The following is a 17183-nucleotide window of genomic DNA, read 5'->3' as shown; positions in this document are numbered from 1 at the left end:
ATGCGGGTCATGTCGCAGGTGGCGATGGTCATGAACCTCGACAAGTGCATCGGGTGCCACACGTGCTCGGTGACGTGCAAGCAGACGTGGACGAACCGCGACGGCGTCGAGTACGTGTGGTTCAACAACGTCGAGACCAAGCCCGGGACGGGGTACCCGCGCGGGTACGAGGACCAGGACCGCTGGCACGGCGGCTGGGAGCTCGACCGCAAGGGACGGCTCCGGCTCCGCTCGGGCGGGCGGCTGCGCCGCCTCGCGTCGATCTTCGCGAACCCTGACCTCCCGGGGCTCGACGACTACTACGAGCCCGCGACGTACGACTTCGACCAGCTGATCTCCGCGCCGGCGAACTCGCCGCAGATCCCGGTCGCACGCCCCAAGAGCGCGATCACGGGCAAGGACATGAAGATCACGTGGGGTCCCAACTGGGACGACGACCTGGGCGGCTCGCCGCAGATCGCGTCGAAGGACCCCAACCTCGCGTCGATGGTCGACAAGGTCCAGCTCTCGTTCGAGCAGACGTTCATGTTCCACCTGCCCCGGATCTGCGAGCACTGCCTGAACCCCGCGTGCGTCTCGGCCTGCCCGTCGTCGGCCATGTACAAGCGCGTCGAGGACGGGATCGTGCTCGTCGACCAGGACGCGTGCCGCGGGTGGCGCATGTGCGTCTCGGCCTGCCCGTACAAGAAGGTCTACGTCAACCACCAGACGGGCAAGGCCGAGAAGTGCACGTTCTGCTTCCCGCGCATCGAGGCGGGGCAGCCGACCGTGTGCGCCGAGACGTGCGTGGGCCGCCTGCGGTACATCGGCCTCGTGCTCTACGACGCCGACGCGGTCGAGGCCGCGGCGTCCGTCCAGGACCCGAAGGACCTGCTCGACGCCCAGCGCTCGGTCTTCCTCGACCCCACCGACCCCGAGGTCGTCGCGGCGGCCCGGGCAGCCGGGATCGCCGAGGACTGGATCGGCGCGGCCCAGCGATCGCCGATCTGGCAGCTCGTCCAGAAGTTCAAGGTCGCCCTGCCGCTGCACCCCGAGTACCGGACCATGCCCATGGTCTGGTACGTGCCACCGCTCTCGCCCGTCCTGGACGTCACGACCGAGCTCGGCAAGGACGACGCCGACGCCGACGACGTGTTCCACACCATCGCCTCGCTGCGCATCCCGCTCGAGTACCTCGCGAGCCTCTTCTCGGCCGGGGACGTCGACGTCGTCGCGGGGGTCCTCATGAAGCTCGCGGCCATGCGCAGCCACATGCGGCGGCGCACGCTGACCGGGGAGGTCGACCAGGACCTGCTCGACCAGGTCGGGTACTCGGCCGAGGACGTCGAGGAGCTCTACCGGCTCCTGGCCATCGCCAAGATGGAGGACCGCTACGTCATCCCCGCGGCGCACAAGGAGGACGCGGCCGAGATGGCGTCGTGGGCCTCGGGCTGCTCGCTCGACAACCCGGGCGGGCCCGGCATGAGCGCGGCCTCCACGCGCGGTGGGCCGGTCTCCGTCCCCCTGCAGGTCCGGAGGCCGTCATGACGACCCAGGCTCCGCCGTCGGGCAGGCGCGCGTTCGTCCCGCTCCTGCGGCGCTCGCGGCGCAGGGACCTCGTCGAGGTCCCCGCCCGGGCCGACGTGCTGGCCCTGGCCAGCATCCTGCTCGCCTACCCCGACGACGCCTGGTATGCCGACGCCGACGAGCTCGGCGCGGCCGTCGCGGCCCTGCCCGAGTCGGCCCCGGCTGCGCACCTGCGCGCGTTCTGGGACCAGCACGCGCGGACGGAGCCGCGCGCCGCGCGGGCCCACTACGTCGAGACGTTCGACCTGCGCCGCAAGTCGTCGCTGTTCCTCAGCTACTACCTGCACGGCGACACGCGCCAGCGCGGCATGGCGCTCCTCGCGCTCAAGCAGCGCTACCGCGCGTGCGGGTTCGCGCCCGACGACGCCGAGCTGCCCGACTACCTGCCCATGGTGCTCGAGTTCGCCTCGCGCGCCGGGACCGGGGCGGGCGAGGCACCGCTGCGGACCCACCGGGGCGGGATCGAGCTCATCCGCCGCTCGCTCGCCGACCGCGGCTCGCACTACCGCGAGATCCTCGAGGCCGTGAGCGACCTCCTGGGGCCCGTGTCCGAGCGCCAGCGCGGCGAGGTCGACCAGCTCGCGCTCACCGGACCGCCCACCGACGACGCGGGGCTCGAGATCGCCTCGATGCCCTACGGGGGAGCGAGCTGGACGGACACGCCCGGCGCGCCCTTCGGCCCCCCGGAATTCACCTGCGCCCCGGAAGGACGCTGACACATGTGGGACACCCTCCTCTTCGTGGTGCTGCCGTACGTCTGCCTCGCGATCTTCGTCGTCGGGCACGTCTGGAGGTACCGCAGCGACCAGTTCGGCTGGACGACCCGCACGAGCCAGGTGCTCGAGAAGCGGTGGCTCGCGTGGGGCTCGCCCCTGTTCCACTTCGGGGCGCTGTTCGCGATCCTCGGCCACGCCGCGGGGCTCCTGATCCCGACGTCGTGGACGCAGGCCCTCGGGATCTCCGACCACACGTACCACGTGGTCGCGGTCGCAGCCGGGACGGTCGCGGGCGTGCTGCTGTGCGCGGGCCTCGTGATCCTGCTGCTGCGCCGGTTCTACGTCTCCGACCGCATCCGCGTCGTCACGACCCCCATGGACCGGGTCCTGTACCTCCTGCTCACGGTCGAGATCGGGGTCGGCATGTGGCAGACCGTGGCGATCAACGTGTTCGGCTCGGGCTACGAGTACCGGGGGACCGTCTCGGTCTGGTTCCGCCAGCTCTTCGTCCTGCAGCCCGACCCGTCGCTCATCTCCTCGGCGCCCGCGGTCTACGGCTGGCACGCGGTGCTCGCGTGCCTGCTCCTCGCGATCTGGCCCTTCACGCGGCTCGTGCACGTCTGGTCGGTGCCCGTGGCGTACCTGGCCCGACCGTACGTGGTCTACCGGCAGCGCTCCGCGACGGCCGGGCGGGGCAAGGTGAGGGCATGAGCGCGGACCGAGCCGACGTCGCCATGCTCGCACGCGTCGTCCTCACAGGCGTGGGGGAGTCCGTCCTCGACGTGGCCGCGCACGAGCGCGCGGTGGCCTCGGCCCACGCCGGTGCCGTCGTGACCTTTGCGGGCGTCGTGCGCGACCACGACGGCGGCCGGTCCGTCGCCGCGCTCACGTACGAGGCGCACCCCGACGCGGACCGCGTCCTGGGCGAGATCGCGGCACGGGTCGCCGCCCGCTCGGGCGCCGTCCGGGTCGCGGTGTCCCACCGCGTGGGCGACCTGGCGATCGGCGACGTCGCGCTCGTCGCTGCCGTGTCCTCGGCGCACCGCGCCCAGGCCTTCGCGGCGTGCGGCGACCTGGTCGAGGAGGTCAAGGCGGCACTGCCCGTGTGGAAGCGCCAGGTCTTCGCCGACGGCACGCACGAGTGGGTCGGGGCGCTGTGAGCATCGCGCCCACGGTCGAGCGCACGGTCGGGGATCTCCTGCCCGACGGCGCCGCCCCCGCCGAGCACGTCGCGTCCGGTCGCGCGGACCCGGGGCGGGCGACGCCGTCGGGAGATCAGGTGCCTCGGCGCGCGACGCCGTCGGGCACGGACCGACGGGACGCCCCCGGCCTCGTCGACCGGTTCGGACGGCGCCACCGCGACCTGCGCATCTCCCTGACCGACCGCTGCTCCCTGCGGTGCACCTACTGCATGCCGGCCGAGGGGATGCCCTGGCTGCCCTCCGACGAGCTGCTCACGGTCGCCGAGACGACCCGCGTCGCGGCCGTCGCGGTCCGGCACGGCATCGAGGAGATCCGCCTCACGGGCGGCGAACCGCTGCTGCGCCCCGACATCGTCGAGATCGTGGCGGGCCTGGCCGCGCTCCCCGGCGCCCCCGAGGTGTCGATGACCACCAACGGGCTGCGGCTGCCGGCGCTCGCAGGCCCGCTGCGCGCCGCGGGGCTGAGCCGGCTCAACATGTCGCTCGACACCCTGCGGCGCGACCGGTACGCGCAGCTGACGCGGCGCGACCGCCTGGACCAGGCGCTCGACGGGCTCGCGGCCGCCGACCGGGCAGGGTTCACCGGAACCAAGCTCAACGCCGTCCTCGTGCGGGGCGTCAACGACGACGAGACGGTCGACCTGCTGCGGTTCGCGCTCGACCGCGGCTACGAGCTGCGGTTCATCGAGCAGATGCCGCTCGACGCGGGCCGGAGCTGGACCCGCGAGGGCATGGTCACGGCCGACGAGGTGCTCGCGTCGCTCGACCGGTCGTTCGAGCTGGTCCCCGTGCCGGCGCGCGGCGCGGCCCCGGCCGAGCGGTGGACGGTCGACGGCACCGACGCGGTCGTCGGGATCGTGGCGTCCGTGACGCGCCCCTTCTGCGGCGCGTGCGACCGGATCCGCCTCACGTCCGACGGCCAGCTCCGCAGCTGCCTGTTCGCGCGCGAGGAGACCGACCTACGGACGCTCCTGCGTGCAGGAGCCGACGACGACCGGATCGCGGCAGCGCTCGGCCTCGCGGTCCGCACCAAGGCCGCCGGGCACGCCATCGGCAGCGCCGGCTTCCGCCAGCCCGAGCGCGGCATGTCCGCGATCGGGGGATAGCTCCCACCCGAGACCGCACCGACCCCGTACGACAAGGAGTGACGAGATGCCCGCCATCACCCTGCGCTACTACGCCGCGGCCCGCGCCGCGGCGAACGGCCTCGACGAGGAGGTGATCGAGACCGAGAGCCCGGCCGCCGCGCTCCGCGTCAGCGCGCGTCGGCACGGCGAGCCGATGCGACGCGTGCAGGTCGTCTGCTCGTACCTCCAGGACGGCCGCGCGCTGCGCCCCGAGGCGGCGGCCGCCGCCGTCGCCGGTCCGGTGACGATCGACGTCCTCCCACCCTTCGCCGGCGGGTGAGCGACATGGCGAGGTCCTCGGCGAGCGCGGTCGACGTGCCAGAGATCTACCCGCCCCTGGACGCGCACGAGTCGACCCTCGTCCCGTGCCGGCACCGGGCCGGACTGCACGGGCCACTGACCAGCGGGTGGCTGCTCGCCGCGAGCGTGAGCCAGCTCGGCGCCGTCATCGTCGTCCTGTGGTGCGGGCTGCAGGCACACCCGGTCGTCTCGCTGCCCGTGGCCGCGCTGCTGCTCGCGGCCATGCTCGCGGCCCACTGGCTGGTCTCGATCACCGTGTTCGCACTCGGTCGAGCGCGGTTCCGTAGCCTCGAACGGCGGTACGTCGCCTGGCTCGACGGTCTGACCGCCGAGCAGCGTGCACAGCACTGCCACCGTGCCCAGCGCAGGCTCCTGGAGCACGAGAGAGCACCCCGGCACTGGGTCGTGCCCGCCGACTGGTAGCGCGTGCGGCGCGGGCGCCGTCCTGCGCGTCAGCGTGCGGGACCGCGCCGTCCGGGACCGTGTCAGGAGAGCTCGGCGACGAGCCGGACCGTGCGCGGCGCCGCGACGCCGTGGCGAGCGGCGGCACGTGCGACGGCGCCACCGATCGCGTCGACCTCGAGCGGTCGGCCCGCCTCGGCGTCGCGCTCCATCGAGGAACGGGCGCCGGCGGGGAACCGGTCGTAGAGGGCCAACGACGCGGCGGGGTCCGACGGGGCGCCCGACGCCGTCGCGACCGCCGCGACCTCGGCGACCAGAGCCTCGAGCTCGTCCCGGTGGGCCGTGCGCACCTCGCCGATCGTCGCGCGGTGGCGTGTCGTGAGCAGGGCCAGCGGCGCCAGGAAAGACAGCTTGGCCCACACGAGCGCGGCCTCGTCGGGCCGCACCCGTACCGTGACCCCGGCGCGCGCGAGGAGGTCGCGCACGGTGTCGACCGCGTCCGCCGGTGCGTCGCCCGGGGCGAGATCGATCTCCACGAACGGGCTGCCGTGCACGATCTCTCCCGGCGCGACGCGCGTCGCCTCGACCCGGATCACCGCAGGGACGACCCGCTCGGAGCCGTACCGGCTGCGCAGCACGTCCAGGTGCTCGACGCCGTTGAGCAGCGGCACGACGACCGCGCCCGCGAGCGCCTCGGGGGCGACGCGGTCGAGGGCGTCCGTCAGTCCGGTCGCCTTGACCGCGACGAGCAGCACGTCGACCGGTTCGGTGAGCTGCGCCGTCGCCCGGGCGGCGACCTCGACGTCACCGAGCTGCCCGCTGCGGACGTGCAGTCCGTGTTCGCGCAGGGAGGCCGCCGTCTCGTCACGCGCCACGAACGTCACCGCCGCGTCACCGGCGCGGGCGAGCAGCGCCCCGACGAGGCCGCCGACCCCGCCGGCGCCGAGCACGGCGACCTCCCGCATGCTGCCGTGCACCGTCGTGGTCTTCGTCGTCCAGTCGCTCATCGCCCCAGGAGACCACACGTGAGGCCGGTGTCGGACACGGACGTGCGTCCCGCGACCGTGAGGGTGGTCACGGGGCCTTGGGGGCCGGCGCGTGGTGCGCCTCGGGCGGTGGGCAGAGGGTGGAACGAACCGGACAGGTGCCTCGTTGGTGATTCACGACAGCCCGTGAGCACGGCACCGGCGAAGCAGGCCGGTGGATGTCCGGGACGAACGAGCGTGCGCACGACGCACAGCAGGGACGAAGCGATGCCGGTGCAGCAGACCGAGACCACCCGCCCATGGACGTTCGACGCACGCGCCGGTGCGGTCTACGGGCTCATGACGGCGGCCTGGTACACCGTGCCCGACCTCGTCGAACGGCGCGGGACCCGGGCGCTCCTCAAGACGGCCTGCGGGGTCGCCGGCGCTGTGGTGCTCCTCCGGACCGGCGAGGGCCGTCAGGCGATCGACGGCGTCCGCAAGGTCCGCGACGCCCTGCGGGACACCGAGGGCACCGACGCCGCCGCAGGCACGACGGCGCTCTGGGAGCAGGCGTCCGACGACGCCCCGGACAACACGCTGCACTCCCTCACGCCGGTCGAGATCACCCCGGGCGGGAAGGTCGCGATCGTCGTCGGGGCCGCCGCCGTCCTCGGGGCCACGACGGCGTTCGCCGTCGTCGGCGAGAAGGGGGCGTACCGCTGGGGCGAGCGCATGCGCGCCCGCGGGGTGCGTGCCCCGCACCTGCGTGTGGGACTCGTCCTGGGCGCCGCCGCGGCGGCCCTCGGAGGCCTGGTCCCGGCGTCCGAGGACGACTGACGAGGTCTCGCGGGGACGAGCCCGGACCTGCGGGGGTGGTCGAAGCACGGTTGGCTGCCGGATCACCGCTCCCGCGAGATCGGGCTGGTTGTCGCTTCCGGAGCGGCTGAGGCGACAACGAGCCCGATCTCGAACGGAACCGGTCTCGCCAGGGCGGCCAGGTCTCGTGCATGGCACCGCCGACCGGACGGCGGCGGTGCCGGGGGAGCGCTGGTCAGGAGAAGAGCGCCGCGAGCCGGGGGAGCCGACGGCGGTTCTCGTCCTCGTCGTCGAAGTCCCAGCTCTCACCGGCCGGGCGGGTCGAGGCACCGACCGGCGTCCCACCGCCGTCGGTGTCCGGTTCCGCGGCGGGTGGCGCGGCGGTCTCCCGCGCCTCGTAGTAGTCCTCGTCGTCACGCCCCGTGGCTCGGGTCCAGGCGTCGCCCACGAGCCGACAGTGCACCGTCACGTGCGTGCCGGGACGTCGCATCCCGCGAGGTCGCTAGCATCTTTGCGTGCGAGCAACCGTGGGCGTGGTCGTGACCGGGTTCGACCAGGGAGACCTGGTGCGTGAGGCCGTCGAGTCGGTGCTGCGGCAGACGCGCGCACCCGACGAGGTCGTCGTGGTCGACGACGGGTCGACGGACGCCCGGTCCCTCGCGGTCCTCGACGCGCTCGCCGGTCACGAGGCGGTGCGCGTCCTGCGCCAGGAGAACGCGGGCGTGAGCGCGGCGCGCAACGCCGGGTTGTCGCGGCTGACGACCGAGCTCGCGGTCGTCCTGGACGGCGACGACCGCCTCGCCGAGACTTTCGTGGCGCGGACCGCGGCGCTCCTCGAGGAGGACCCCGACGTCGTCGGGTCCTCGTCCTGGCTGCGCATGCACGGCGTCGCCCACGCGGTCGCCCGCCCGGCCGGGGGAGCGGCCGTCGACTTCCTCCACCGCAACGCCTCGCCGGCCACCGTGATGCTGCGCCGCGACCGCTGGCTCGCGGCCGGAGGCTACGACGAGCGCATGCGCGCCGGGTTCGAGGACTGGGACTTCTTCCTCTCGCTGCTCTCGGCGGGTGGGCGGATCGAGATCGTGCCCGAACCGCTGATCGAGTACCGCACGTCGCCGACCTCGGCCAACGTGCGGAGCATGGACAAGCGGCTCGAGCTCTACGGTCACCTGGTCGACCGGCACCGCCCGCTGTTCGAGGAGCACCTGCGCGCGGTGCTCCTGGCTAAGGAGGCGGCGTCGACCGCGCGGCTCGACACCTGGGAGCGACTGGTCCTCGACCACCCGGAGGTCCCGGTCGAGGACGCCACCTACGGCGACGGCGGCATGGCCGCGGTCGTACGGATCGCGACCGCCCGGGCGGAGAGGGCTCGGGCGGTCGGGCCGGTCCTGCAGCCCTGAGTCAGAGCGCGCCGCTCGCGGCCGTCTCGACGACGCCGCCCGCGCCGTCGAACGTCAGCAGACGGTCGGCGACCTTGTCGATGAAGTAGCGGTCGTGGCTCACGACGACCACGGCACCCGGGAAGTGCGCGAGCGCGCGCTCCATGACCTGCGCGCTCGTGAGGTCGAGGTGGTTCGTCGGCTCGTCGAGCACGATCACCGAGGCACCCGACAGCAGGCACTGCGCGATCGCGACGCGGGCACGCTGCCCGCCCGAGAGCGTGCCGATCTTCTGCTTGAGCTCCATCTCGGAGAACTGGAGCATCGTCAGGAAGCGGTTGACGTTCTTCTTGGTCGCCGAGTACGCGAGGGTCCCGGGGGCGGCGCTCACCGCGTGCGCGACCGTGTCGTCCAGGTCGAGGTCGGCCACGACCTGGTTGTACGAGACGAACGTCGAGTTCTTCTTCCAGATGATCTGCCCGGCGTCGGGCGGCGTGACCTCCGTGAGCACGTCGAGGAGCGTCGACTTGCCGGACCCGTTCGCGCCGACGACGGCCACGCGGTCACCGCGGTGGAGCGAGAACGTGAGGTCGCTGAACAGCGGGTCGCCGCCGAAGCCCTTCGTGAGCCCCTCGACCTCGACCAGGCGCTCGCTCACGTGCAGGTCCGCGTAGATCGTCGTGATGATCTGGTCGACCGGGCGTGGCGCCTGACGCTTCTTGATGTCGGCGAGCTTGCGCTTGAGGCCACGGCTCTTGTCCTTCGCGGCCTGCTTGCGGGCGTCGCTGGCCTCGACCTCGTACGCGAGCAGCTCCTCCTCGTGCGCGAACTGGCGCTCGATCGTCTTGAGGCGCGACTGCTTGGCGTGCACGTAGTCGGAGTAGCCGCCCTCGTACTCGTGCAGGCGACGGTTCTCGATCTCGACGATCCGGTTGACCGCACCGTCGAGGAACTGGCGGTCGTGCGAGACCACGAGCACCGCGCCCGGGTAGGTCTGGAGCCAGTTCTCGATCCAGCGCACCCCGTCGAGGTCGAGGAAGTTCGTGGGCTCGTCGAGCAGCAGCACGTCGGGGCGCTGCACCAGGATCCGGGCGAGCGCCGCACGGTTGCGCCAGCCGCCCGAGAGCTGGTCGACCGGGAGCGCGCGACGTTCGGCGTCGAACCCCAGGCGCGTGAGGACCGTGTCGATCGTGTTCTCGTACGACCATCCGTCGAGCGCGTCCATGCGCTCGAACAGGTCGGCCTGCTCGGTGAGAAGCCTGGTCATCTCGTCATCGCCGTCGACAGCACCGCCGTCGTCCATGAGGTCCGGCTCGGCGAGTCGCTCGCCGATCGCGTCGAGGCGCGCCTGCGTCGAGTGGACGTCGGCGAACAGCTCGCTGAGCTCCTCGGCCGCGCTGCGGTGCCCCGCGAGCTCGGAGAACTGCGAGAAGTACCCGATGCTCACGCCGAGGTTGACGTCGACCGTCCCCGACGTGGGCTCCTTGCGGCCCAGGATGAGCTCGAGGAACGTCGTCTTGCCCGTGCCGTTGCGGCCCACGAGCCCGACGCGCTCACCCTCGCGGAGCTTGAGGAAGGCGTCGCGCAGCACGACCTTGTCGTCGAACTGCATGCTCACGGCGTTCAGGCGGATCAGGCTCACAGGGGTCCTCTCGGGCACCGTGCCGGACGTCGGCACGACCCCGAACACTACGCGGGCCGCCCGTCCGGACCGTTGCCGACCGCCGTTCGACGACCGTTCGTCGCACGTCGCCTACCGCTCGTCGCACACCTCGACCGTCCGTCGACGTGACCTGGATCACGGCCCGTCGTCGTCCCTAGCCTTTCCCGGTCGGACGCAACGACGCGACCTTGGGAGAGAGAACCGATGACGACAGACACCCGATCGACGGCGGAGACCGCCTCGGACGACGGGCGCTCGCCCGATCCGACGCTCCCGCCCACCGCGGTCCCGGAGGCCGCCCTCGCACCCCGCTGGACCTGGCAGAAGGTCGTGCTCTGGACGGGCATCGCCCTGCTCGGCGGCGTGGCCTGGGTCATGCTCGCGCTGGTGCGCGGCGAGACCGTCAACGCGATCTGGTTCGTGTTCGCCGCGGTCTGCAGCTACCTCATCGGATACCGCTTCTACTCCAAGGTCATCGAGCGATACATCACGCGCCCTGACGACCGCCGCGCGACCCCCGCCGAGGTGCGCTCGGACGGCAAGGACTACGTCCCGACCGACCGCCGCGTGCTGTTCGGGCACCACTTCGCCGCGATCGCGGGCGCCGGCCCGCTCGTCGGACCGGTCCTGGCCGCCCAGATGGGCTACCTGCCCGGCACGGTCTGGATCATCGTCGGCGTCATCTTCGCGGGTGCCGTGCAGGACTACGTCGTCCTGTTCTTCTCGATGCGTCGCGGCGGCCGCACGATCGGGCAGATGGCCCGCCAGGAGCTCGGCCGCATCGGCGGTACGGCCGCGATCGTCGCGTCCCTGCTCATCATGCTGATCATCGTCGCGATCCTCGCGCTCGTCGTCGTGAACTCCCTGGGCGAGAGCCCCTGGGGCGTCTTCAGCGTCGCGATGACCATCCCGATCGCCCTCTTCATGGGCGTCTACCTGCGCTACCTGCGTCCCGGGCGCATCACCGAGGTCTCGATCATCGGCTTCGTGCTGCTCATGGCCGCGATCGTCGGCGGCGGCTGGGTCGCGAACACCCCGTGGGGCGCGGACCTGTTCCACCTCGACCGCACGACCATTGCCATCGGCATCATCATCTACGGCTTCGTCGCGGCCGTCCTGCCCGTGTGGCTGCTCCTCGCCCCGCGCGACTACCTGTCGACGTTCATGAAGGTCGGCGTCATCGTGATGCTCGCGGGCGCGATCGTGATCGTGCGCCCCGAGATCTCGGTGCCCGCGGTCAGCGAGTTCGCGAGCGGCGAGACCGGGCCGGTGTTCTCCGGCTCGCTCTTCCCGTTCCTGTTCGTCACGATCGCGTGCGGCGCACTGTCCGGCTTCCACGCCCTCATCGCGTCGGGCACCACGCCCAAGCTGCTCGAGAAGGAGCGCCAGACGCGCTTCATCGGGTACGGCGGCATGCTCATGGAGTCGTTCGTCGCGATCATGGCGCTCGTCGCCGCGATCTCGCTCGACCGCGGCATCTACTTCGCGATGAACGCCTCGGCCGCCGCGACCGGCGGGACCATCGAGGGTGCGGTCGCGTTCGTCAACTCGCTCGGCCTGGCCGGCGTGAACCTCACGCCCGACATGCTGTCCTCGACCGCAGCGGCTGTCGGCGAGGAGTCGATCGTCTCGCGCACCGGTGGTGCGCCGACCCTGGCCCTGGGCCTCGCGCACATCATGCAGCAGCTCTTCGGCGGCGCCGCGATGATGGGCTTCTGGTACCACTTCGCGATCATGTTCGAGGCGCTGTTCATCCTCACGGCCGTCGACGCCGGGACGCGCGTCGCGCGCTTCATGCTCCAGGACTCGCTCGGCAACGTCGCGCCCAGGTTCCGGGACGTGACCTGGCGGCCCGGGGTGTGGTTCTGCACCCTGGTCATGGTCGCCGGGTGGGGGAGCATCCTCTATCTCGGCGTCACCGACCCCCTCGGCGGGATCAACACGTTCTTCCCGCTGTTCGGCATCGCCAACCAGCTCCTCGCGGCCATCGCGCTCGCGGTCGTGCTCGCGATCGTCGCCAAGCGTGGACGCTCCTTCTTCCGCTGGCTGTGGATCGTGGCCCTGCCGCTGGCCTTCACCGCGGTCGTGACGATCACGGCGTCGTTCGAGAAGATCTTCTCGCCCGTCCCCGCCGTCGGCTACTGGGCCAACCACAACGCGTTCAAGGAGGCGCTGGCCGCGGGGGAGACCTCGTTCGGCACCGCGACCTCGGTCGAGGCCATGGAGGCGGTCGTGCGCAACACGTTCGTCCAGGGCATGCTGTCGATCATCTTCGTGGTCCTCGCGATCGTCGTGATGGTCGCGGCCCTCGTGACGACCGTGAAGGCGCTGCGTGCGGGCGGGGGGGAGAACCACGAGGACGAGCCCGTGGCCTCGCGCCGGTTCGCGCCTGCGGGCCTCCTCACCACAGCGACCGAGAAGGAGATCGAGGCCGAGTGGGCCCAGCTCCCGCCCGAGAAGCAGCCCGTCTCCTCGGGCTCGGGGCACTGACGTGGGGCCCGTGCGCGACGCGCTCGCCCGCGCGGCAAGAGGTGCGGCCTGGTACGTCCGTCAGCTCATGGGCGACGACGCGTACCGGGTGTACGTGGAGCACCGCCGCGCAGCGCACGGGCCCGACGTCCCCGTCCTGACCGAGCGCCAGTTCTGGCGCCAGCGCATGGACGACCAGGACCGCAACCCGGGCGCCCGCTGCTGCTGACCCCGCCGAGGGTGACGCCTCCGCCCGCCGAGGGTGACACCGTCGGCGGCATCCCGTCACCCTCGGCACGCCAGCGCGTCACCCTCGGCGTCAGGTACGTCACCCTCGGCGTCATCTCTCCGGAATAGGATCGCGACATGTCCGGACCCGTGTTCACCGGGGCCGTCGTCGGCCTGGTCGTCGGCGTCCTGCTCACCGCCGCGCTGGTCCTCGCGTGGCGGCTGGCACGTGGCACGCGCGAGCTCGGCAGCGACTCCGAGCGCGCGACGTTCAGCACGCTCCACCTCGCCTCGCGCGCCGCCAAGCACCTGCGGGACGGTCTCGAGGGCGACGACGTCGGACGCGCGGCCCGCCACCTGCGCACCCTGCTCGGCTGCGAGGCGCTCGCGGTCGTGACGGCCGACGGCGTCGTGGCTCTCGACGGCCCGACCGCCCTCCGGGCCGAGGCGCAGCGCGTCGGCGCCCGGACGATCGAGACCGGGAGGCGACAGGTCTACGCGGGCGCCGAGCCGTCGTCGGGCGTCCCGGAGGCCGTGGGGGCGCCCGTGCTCGCGGGCGGTGTCGTGGCCGGGGCCGTCGTCGCGTTCGCGACGCGGGTGCGCCCGCCGCTCGTGCGGGCCACGGGCGAGGTCGCGCAGTGGTGCTCGGCGCAGCTCGAGCTGGGCGAGCTCGAGGCCTCGCGCACCGCGCTCGCGCAGGCCGAGCTGCGTGCCCTGCGCGCCCAGATCAGCCCGCACTTCATCTACAACTCGCTCGGTGCGATCGCGTCCTTCATCAGCACCGACCCCGAGCGGGCGCGCGACCTCGTGCTCGACTTCGCGGACTTCACGCGCTACTCCTTCCGGGGCCGTGGCGACTTCACGACGCTCGCCGACGAGCTGGGCAGCATCCACTCGTACGTCGAGCTCGAGCGCGCGCGGTTCGGCGACCGGCTGACCGTAACGCTCCAGATCGCGCCCGAGTCCCTGTCGACCGTCATCCCGTTCCTCAGCGTCCAGCCGCTCGTCGAGAACGCCGTCCGGCACGGCCTCGAGCCGCGCGAGGGGGGTGGGCGGATCGTCATCAGCGCGCGCGACGAGGGCACCCAGACCGAGATCACGGTCGAGGACGACGGCGTCGGGATGTCTCCCGAGACGCTGCGGACCCTGCTCGCGACGGGGTCGCGCGCGACGAACGTCGGGCTGCGCAACGTCGACACGCGCGTGCGCCAGCTCTACGGCGACCAGCACGCGCTCGAGATCGAGACGAACGAGGGCGCGGGTACCCTCGTGCGGATGCGCGTCCCGAAGTCCCAGCCCCAGCACGAGACCGAGGTGAGCAGGCCGTGACCGACCACCTCCCCCACCCCGCAGCGACCGCCGGCCCCGCCGCCTCCCCAGGGAGGGCGGTCGACCCGCGTCCCGGCGTCGACGTCCTCGTGGCCGACGACGAGCGCCCGGCCCTCGACGAGCTGACCGCGCTCCTGCGCCGCGACCCGCACGTGCGCTCGGTCCACGGCGTCGCCTCGGGCGCCGAGGCCCTGCGCTGGCTGTCCGAGCACCCTGTCCACGTCGCGTTCCTCGACATCCACATGCCGGGGCTCACGGGGCTCGACCTCGCCCGCGCGCTGTCGCGGTTCTCGGTCCGTCCCGCAGTGGTGTTCGTGACGGCCGACGAGGCCCGGGCCACCGAGGCGTTCGACGTCGAGGCCGTCGACTACGTGCTCAAGCCCGTGCGGCGCGAGCGGCTGGCCCGCGCGGTCGAGCGAGCCGTCGCGGTCCAGGCAGCCGCGTCCCGCGCGGTGGAGGGCGCGCCGTCCCGTGACACGGGAGGCGCCGTCGCCCACGACGCGGAGCGGCCCGCCCCGACGGCGCAGGTCCCCCCGGCCGACGAGACCATCGCAGTCACGGTCGGCACGACGACGCGCGTCGTGCTGCGCTCGGCCGTGCGGTGGGTCCAGGCGCAGGGAGACTACTCACGCCTGGTCACGGACACGGACGGCTACCTGGTGCGCGAGCCCATCTCCGACCTCGAGGAACGCTGGACCGCCGCGGGCTTCCTGCGCGTGCACCGCTCGTACCTCGTCGACCGTGCCGCCGTGACCGCGGTCCGCCTCGGCGGTGCGCACCCGGTCGTGGTCGTCGCCGGGCAGGAGGTCCCCGTGAGCCGGCGTATGGCCCCGGCCGTGCGCGACGCGCTCCTGGGCCGTCCCGGGAGCCGTCCGTGACCTCGCAGGAGCCGCCGCCGCGGGTCGTCGTCCGCTCGACCGACGTCCCGTCGCCCGCCCCGGCCGCCGCACGGGGCGCCGCGCCGGACGCGGGGGAGGAGGCGCCGTCGGGCGTGGTGCGCGAGGGACCCGGGGAGGCGCCCGGGCCCGACGGCGGGAGCGAACCCGCGGCCGTCTACGCCCGCAGCCTCGCGCGGACCCAGCTGCGGCTCGCGCTCGCGTGCGTCGTGTCGTTCCTGGCCGTGGTCACGCTGCTCACGGTCACGATGAGCGCGGTGCCGACGCTGGGCGACGTGCACGTGCTCGGCGTGCCGCTGCCGTGGCTGCTGCACGCGTACGGCTTCTACCCGGTCATCGGGGCGTTCGCGCTCGTCTTCGCCCTGGCCGCCGCCCGCAACGAGCGACGCTTCCGCGCGCTGGTGGACGACGAGTGAGCTCGGCCCTGCCGCTCGTCGCGGTCGGCCTGCTACTGCTCGCGACCGGGCTCATCGGCTTCTACGGGCTGCGGATCTCGCGGACCACGAGCGACTTCTTCGTCGCGTCCCGGACGGTGCAGCCCGTGTGGAACGCGTCGGCGATCAGCGGCGAGTACCTGTCGGCCGGGACGTTCCTGGGGCTGTCCGGGCTCGTGCTGCTCTCGGGGGCCGAGGCGTTCTGGTTCCCCGTCGGGTACGCCGCGGGCTACCTGCTCGTGCTGCTGTTCGTCGCCGGGCCGCTGCGCCGCAGCGGGGCCTACACGATCCCCGACTTCGTCCAGGCACGGCTCGACTCGCTCGCCGCCCGGCGCGTCACGAGCGTCCTGGTGCTCGTCATCGGGTGGCTGTACGTCGTGCCGCAGCTCCACGGCGCCGCGCTCGTCATCACGACCGTGGCCCCCGTGCCGCCGTGGGTCGGGTCGGTCGGGGTGGCCGCGGTCGTGAGCGCCGTGGTCGCCGCGGGCGGCATGCGCTCGGTCACGTTCGTCCAGGCGTTCCAGTTCTGGGTCAAGCTCACGGCGCTCGCGGTCCCCGTGGTCGTCCTGCTCGTCGTGCTCGGCGGGCAGGACCTGACGCTCGACCCGGCGCAGGTCTTCCCGCCCGAGGCCGGGCCGCGCTCGTACGACACCTACACGACCGCCTCGTTGCTGCTCGCGCTGCTGCTCGGCACGATCGGCCTGCCGCACGTCCTCGTGCGCTTCTACACGAGCCCCGACGGCGTCTCGGCCCGATGGACGACCGTGGTCGTGATCGGCATGATCAGCGTCTTCTACATGGTCTCGAGCACCATGGGACTGGTCGCCCGCGTCGTCGCCCCCGACCTCGCCGAGCCCGGCGTCGCGGACACCGTGGCGCTCGTGCTGCCGTCCCGGCTCGTGCCCGGTGTGGGCGGCGAGCTGCTCTCGGCGCTCGTGATCGCAGGGGCGTTCGCGGCGTTCCTCGGGACGTCCTCAGGACTCGTGGTCTCGCTCGCGGGCGTCGTGAGCCAGGACCTGTTCGGCGGCACGGTCCGCTCGTTCCGCTGGTCCGCGGTCGCGTGCACGATCGTGCCCCTCGCGTTCGCGCTCGTGACCATCCCGCAGGGGCTCGTGACGAGCGTCGGGACCGTGTTCGTGTTCGCGGCCTCGGCGCTGTCCCCGACGATCCTGCTGGGCGTGTGGTGGCGGCGGCTCACCGCGCGCGGGGCGATCGCGGGCATGGTCCTCGGCAGCGCGCTGTGCGCCGCGGCGCTCCTCGTGACCTCGGCGCTCGGACCCGGCGACGGGCTCGCGCGCAGCCTCCTGGCCCAGCCCGCGGCCTGGACGATCCCGCTCGCGACCGCCGCGACCGTCGTCGTGTCCCTGCGTGACCGGCGCGGGCCGCACCCCCGCACCGACCGCTTCCTGCGGCGGCTGCACGTGCCGGAACGCGCTCCCGAACGCTGAGCGGGTGATCGCGCCGCGACACGCCCGGCGAGTCGCAGCCGAACCACGCACTCGGCGAGAGGCCCCGGAAAATGTCCGCGACGTCCGCGGCGTGCGTGGGTATCGTCGGAGCCGGTGGACGTGAGGCGTGACGACCCTCGGCCCGGGCCTCGTGCCGGGCGCACGGCCCCCGCGCGTCCGGCGGACCGACGAGAGGCCGGGACCTCCCGGCGAAGGAGTGGTGGCACCGCGACCTAGCCC

General features: G+C 73.0%; 18 protein-coding genes. 15 read left to right on the top strand and 3 right to left on the bottom strand.

Features of this window, described 5'->3' with window-relative positions; translation table 11 throughout:
- From narH to WFH32_RS17030, 7 genes are all read left to right on the top strand, one after another.
- Positions 1 to 1527, top strand: a complete 1527-nt coding sequence (narH, locus tag WFH32_RS17060; protein ID WP_191796044.1) for a nitrate reductase subunit beta — start codon at positions 1 to 3, stop codon at positions 1525 to 1527.
- The gene (gene narJ / locus WFH32_RS17055; RefSeq protein ID WP_336708504.1) at positions 1524 to 2282 is read left to right on the top strand and encodes a nitrate reductase molybdenum cofactor assembly chaperone; all 759 of its coding nucleotides are present in this window, start codon (positions 1524 to 1526) and stop codon (positions 2280 to 2282) included. Before narH ends, narJ begins: the two co-directional genes overlap by 4 nt.
- 3 nt (positions 2283 to 2285) lie before the next feature.
- Positions 2286 to 2993 (top strand): respiratory nitrate reductase subunit gamma, encoded by a 708-nt coding sequence (gene narI / locus WFH32_RS17050; protein WP_336708503.1) that lies wholly within the window; start codon positions 2286 to 2288, stop codon positions 2991 to 2993.
- Positions 2990 to 3442 (top strand): molybdenum cofactor biosynthesis protein MoaE, encoded by a 453-nt coding sequence (locus WFH32_RS17045; RefSeq protein ID WP_318244073.1) that lies wholly within the window; start codon positions 2990 to 2992, stop codon positions 3440 to 3442. Before narI ends, WFH32_RS17045 begins: the two co-directional genes overlap by 4 nt.
- A 119-nt stretch (positions 3443 to 3561) precedes the next feature.
- Positions 3562 to 4590, top strand: a complete 1029-nt coding sequence (gene moaA, locus WFH32_RS17040; RefSeq protein WP_336708551.1) for a GTP 3',8-cyclase MoaA — start codon at positions 3562 to 3564, stop codon at positions 4588 to 4590.
- 46 nt (positions 4591 to 4636) lie between these two features.
- Positions 4637 to 4891, top strand: coding sequence for a MoaD/ThiS family protein (locus WFH32_RS17035; RefSeq protein WP_336708501.1), 255 nt, complete (start codon positions 4637 to 4639; stop codon positions 4889 to 4891).
- A 5-nt stretch (positions 4892 to 4896) separates the two neighbouring features.
- Positions 4897 to 5334 carry a hypothetical protein gene (locus tag WFH32_RS17030; RefSeq protein WP_336708499.1) on the top strand — a complete coding sequence of 146 codons (438 nt, stop codon included), beginning with the start codon at positions 4897 to 4899 and terminating at the stop codon, positions 5332 to 5334.
- Positions 5335 to 5396: 62 nt separating this feature from the next.
- Here WFH32_RS17030 and WFH32_RS17025 read toward each other — a convergent pair whose 3' ends face one another.
- The gene (locus WFH32_RS17025) at positions 5397 to 6320 is read right to left on the bottom strand and encodes a ketopantoate reductase family protein (protein ID WP_336708497.1); all 924 of its coding nucleotides are present in this window, start codon (positions 6318 to 6320) and stop codon (positions 5397 to 5399) included.
- 246 nt (positions 6321 to 6566) lie between these two features.
- On the opposite strand from WFH32_RS17025, the gene WFH32_RS17020 reads away from it, so the two are divergent.
- Positions 6567 to 7118, top strand: coding sequence for a hypothetical protein (locus WFH32_RS17020; RefSeq protein ID WP_191796038.1), 552 nt, complete (start codon positions 6567 to 6569; stop codon positions 7116 to 7118).
- 214 nt (positions 7119 to 7332) lie between these two features.
- Here WFH32_RS17020 and WFH32_RS17015 read toward each other — a convergent pair whose 3' ends face one another.
- Complete coding sequence (locus WFH32_RS17015; protein WP_336708496.1) at positions 7333 to 7587, bottom strand: hypothetical protein; 255 nt, start codon at positions 7585 to 7587, stop codon at positions 7333 to 7335.
- Positions 7588 to 7612: 25 nt separating this feature from the next.
- On the opposite strand from WFH32_RS17015, the gene WFH32_RS17010 reads away from it, so the two are divergent.
- The gene (locus WFH32_RS17010) at positions 7613 to 8497 is read left to right on the top strand and encodes a glycosyltransferase family 2 protein (RefSeq protein ID WP_336708495.1); all 885 of its coding nucleotides are present in this window, start codon (positions 7613 to 7615) and stop codon (positions 8495 to 8497) included.
- Position 8498: 1 nt separating this feature from the next.
- Here WFH32_RS17010 and WFH32_RS17005 read toward each other — a convergent pair whose 3' ends face one another.
- The gene (locus WFH32_RS17005) at positions 8499 to 10118 is read right to left on the bottom strand and encodes an ABC-F family ATP-binding cassette domain-containing protein (RefSeq protein WP_336708494.1); all 1620 of its coding nucleotides are present in this window, start codon (positions 10116 to 10118) and stop codon (positions 8499 to 8501) included.
- A 225-nt stretch (positions 10119 to 10343) separates the two neighbouring features.
- Between WFH32_RS17005 and WFH32_RS17000 the strand changes: the two genes are divergently transcribed.
- From WFH32_RS17000 to WFH32_RS16975, 6 genes are all read left to right on the top strand, one after another.
- Positions 10344 to 12629, top strand: coding sequence for a carbon starvation CstA family protein (locus tag WFH32_RS17000; RefSeq protein WP_336708493.1), 2286 nt, complete (start codon positions 10344 to 10346; stop codon positions 12627 to 12629).
- Positions 12630 to 12639: 10 nt separating this feature from the next.
- Entirely contained in the window at positions 12640 to 12837 is a 198-nt protein-coding gene (locus WFH32_RS16995) for a YbdD/YjiX family protein (RefSeq protein WP_369800645.1), read from the top strand.
- A gap of 137 nt (positions 12838 to 12974) precedes the next feature.
- Entirely contained in the window at positions 12975 to 14165 is a 1191-nt protein-coding gene (locus WFH32_RS16990) for a sensor histidine kinase (protein WP_191796033.1), read from the top strand.
- An 89-nt stretch (positions 14166 to 14254) separates the two neighbouring features.
- On the top strand, positions 14255 to 15043 hold the full coding sequence (locus WFH32_RS16985; RefSeq protein ID WP_336708548.1) for a LytR/AlgR family response regulator transcription factor: 789 nt from the start codon (positions 14255 to 14257) through the stop codon (positions 15041 to 15043).
- Entirely contained in the window at positions 15040 to 15477 is a 438-nt protein-coding gene (locus WFH32_RS16980; RefSeq protein ID WP_336708490.1) for a heavy metal transporter, read from the top strand. Before WFH32_RS16985 ends, WFH32_RS16980 begins: the two co-directional genes overlap by 4 nt.
- A complete protein-coding gene (locus WFH32_RS16975; RefSeq protein ID WP_336708488.1) occupies positions 15474 to 16943 on the top strand; it encodes a sodium/solute symporter in 1470 nt (489 codons plus the stop codon). Before WFH32_RS16980 ends, WFH32_RS16975 begins: the two co-directional genes overlap by 4 nt.
- Positions 16944 to 17183: the final 240 nt, after the last annotated feature.

This window comes from Oerskovia sp. USHLN155, assembly GCF_037145535.1.
Classification (GTDB): Bacteria; Actinomycetota; Actinomycetes; order Actinomycetales; family Cellulomonadaceae; genus Oerskovia; species Oerskovia rustica.
The sequence above is the reverse complement of the archived record's forward strand: the minus strand, read 5'-3'. Positions and strand labels throughout refer to the sequence as shown.

What these genes read in the sequence shown, in the direction of transcription:
- narH (WP_191796044.1), top strand. Translation starts at nt 1, where the DNA reads ATGCGGGTCATGTCGCAGGTGGCGATGGTCATGAACCTCGACAAGTGC.
- narJ (WP_336708504.1), top strand. Translation starts at nt 1,524, where the DNA reads ATGACGACCCAGGCTCCGCCGTCGGGCAGGCGCGCGTTCGTCCCGCTC.
- narI (WP_336708503.1), top strand. Translation starts at nt 2,286, where the DNA reads ATGTGGGACACCCTCCTCTTCGTGGTGCTGCCGTACGTCTGCCTCGCG.
- WFH32_RS17045 (WP_318244073.1), top strand. Translation starts at nt 2,990, where the DNA reads ATGAGCGCGGACCGAGCCGACGTCGCCATGCTCGCACGCGTCGTCCTC.
- WFH32_RS17035 (WP_336708501.1), top strand. Translation starts at nt 4,637, where the DNA reads ATGCCCGCCATCACCCTGCGCTACTACGCCGCGGCCCGCGCCGCGGCG.
- WFH32_RS17030 (WP_336708499.1), top strand. Translation starts at nt 4,897, where the DNA reads ATGGCGAGGTCCTCGGCGAGCGCGGTCGACGTGCCAGAGATCTACCCG.
- WFH32_RS17025 (WP_336708497.1), bottom strand. Translation starts at nt 6,320, where the DNA reads ATGAGCGACTGGACGACGAAGACCACGACGGTGCACGGCAGCATGCGG.
- WFH32_RS17020 (WP_191796038.1), top strand. Translation starts at nt 6,567, where the DNA reads ATGCCGGTGCAGCAGACCGAGACCACCCGCCCATGGACGTTCGACGCA.
- WFH32_RS17015 (WP_336708496.1), bottom strand. Translation starts at nt 7,587, where the DNA reads ATGCGACGTCCCGGCACGCACGTGACGGTGCACTGTCGGCTCGTGGGC.
- WFH32_RS17000 (WP_336708493.1), top strand. Translation starts at nt 10,344, where the DNA reads ATGACGACAGACACCCGATCGACGGCGGAGACCGCCTCGGACGACGGG.
- WFH32_RS16990 (WP_191796033.1), top strand. Translation starts at nt 12,975, where the DNA reads ATGTCCGGACCCGTGTTCACCGGGGCCGTCGTCGGCCTGGTCGTCGGC.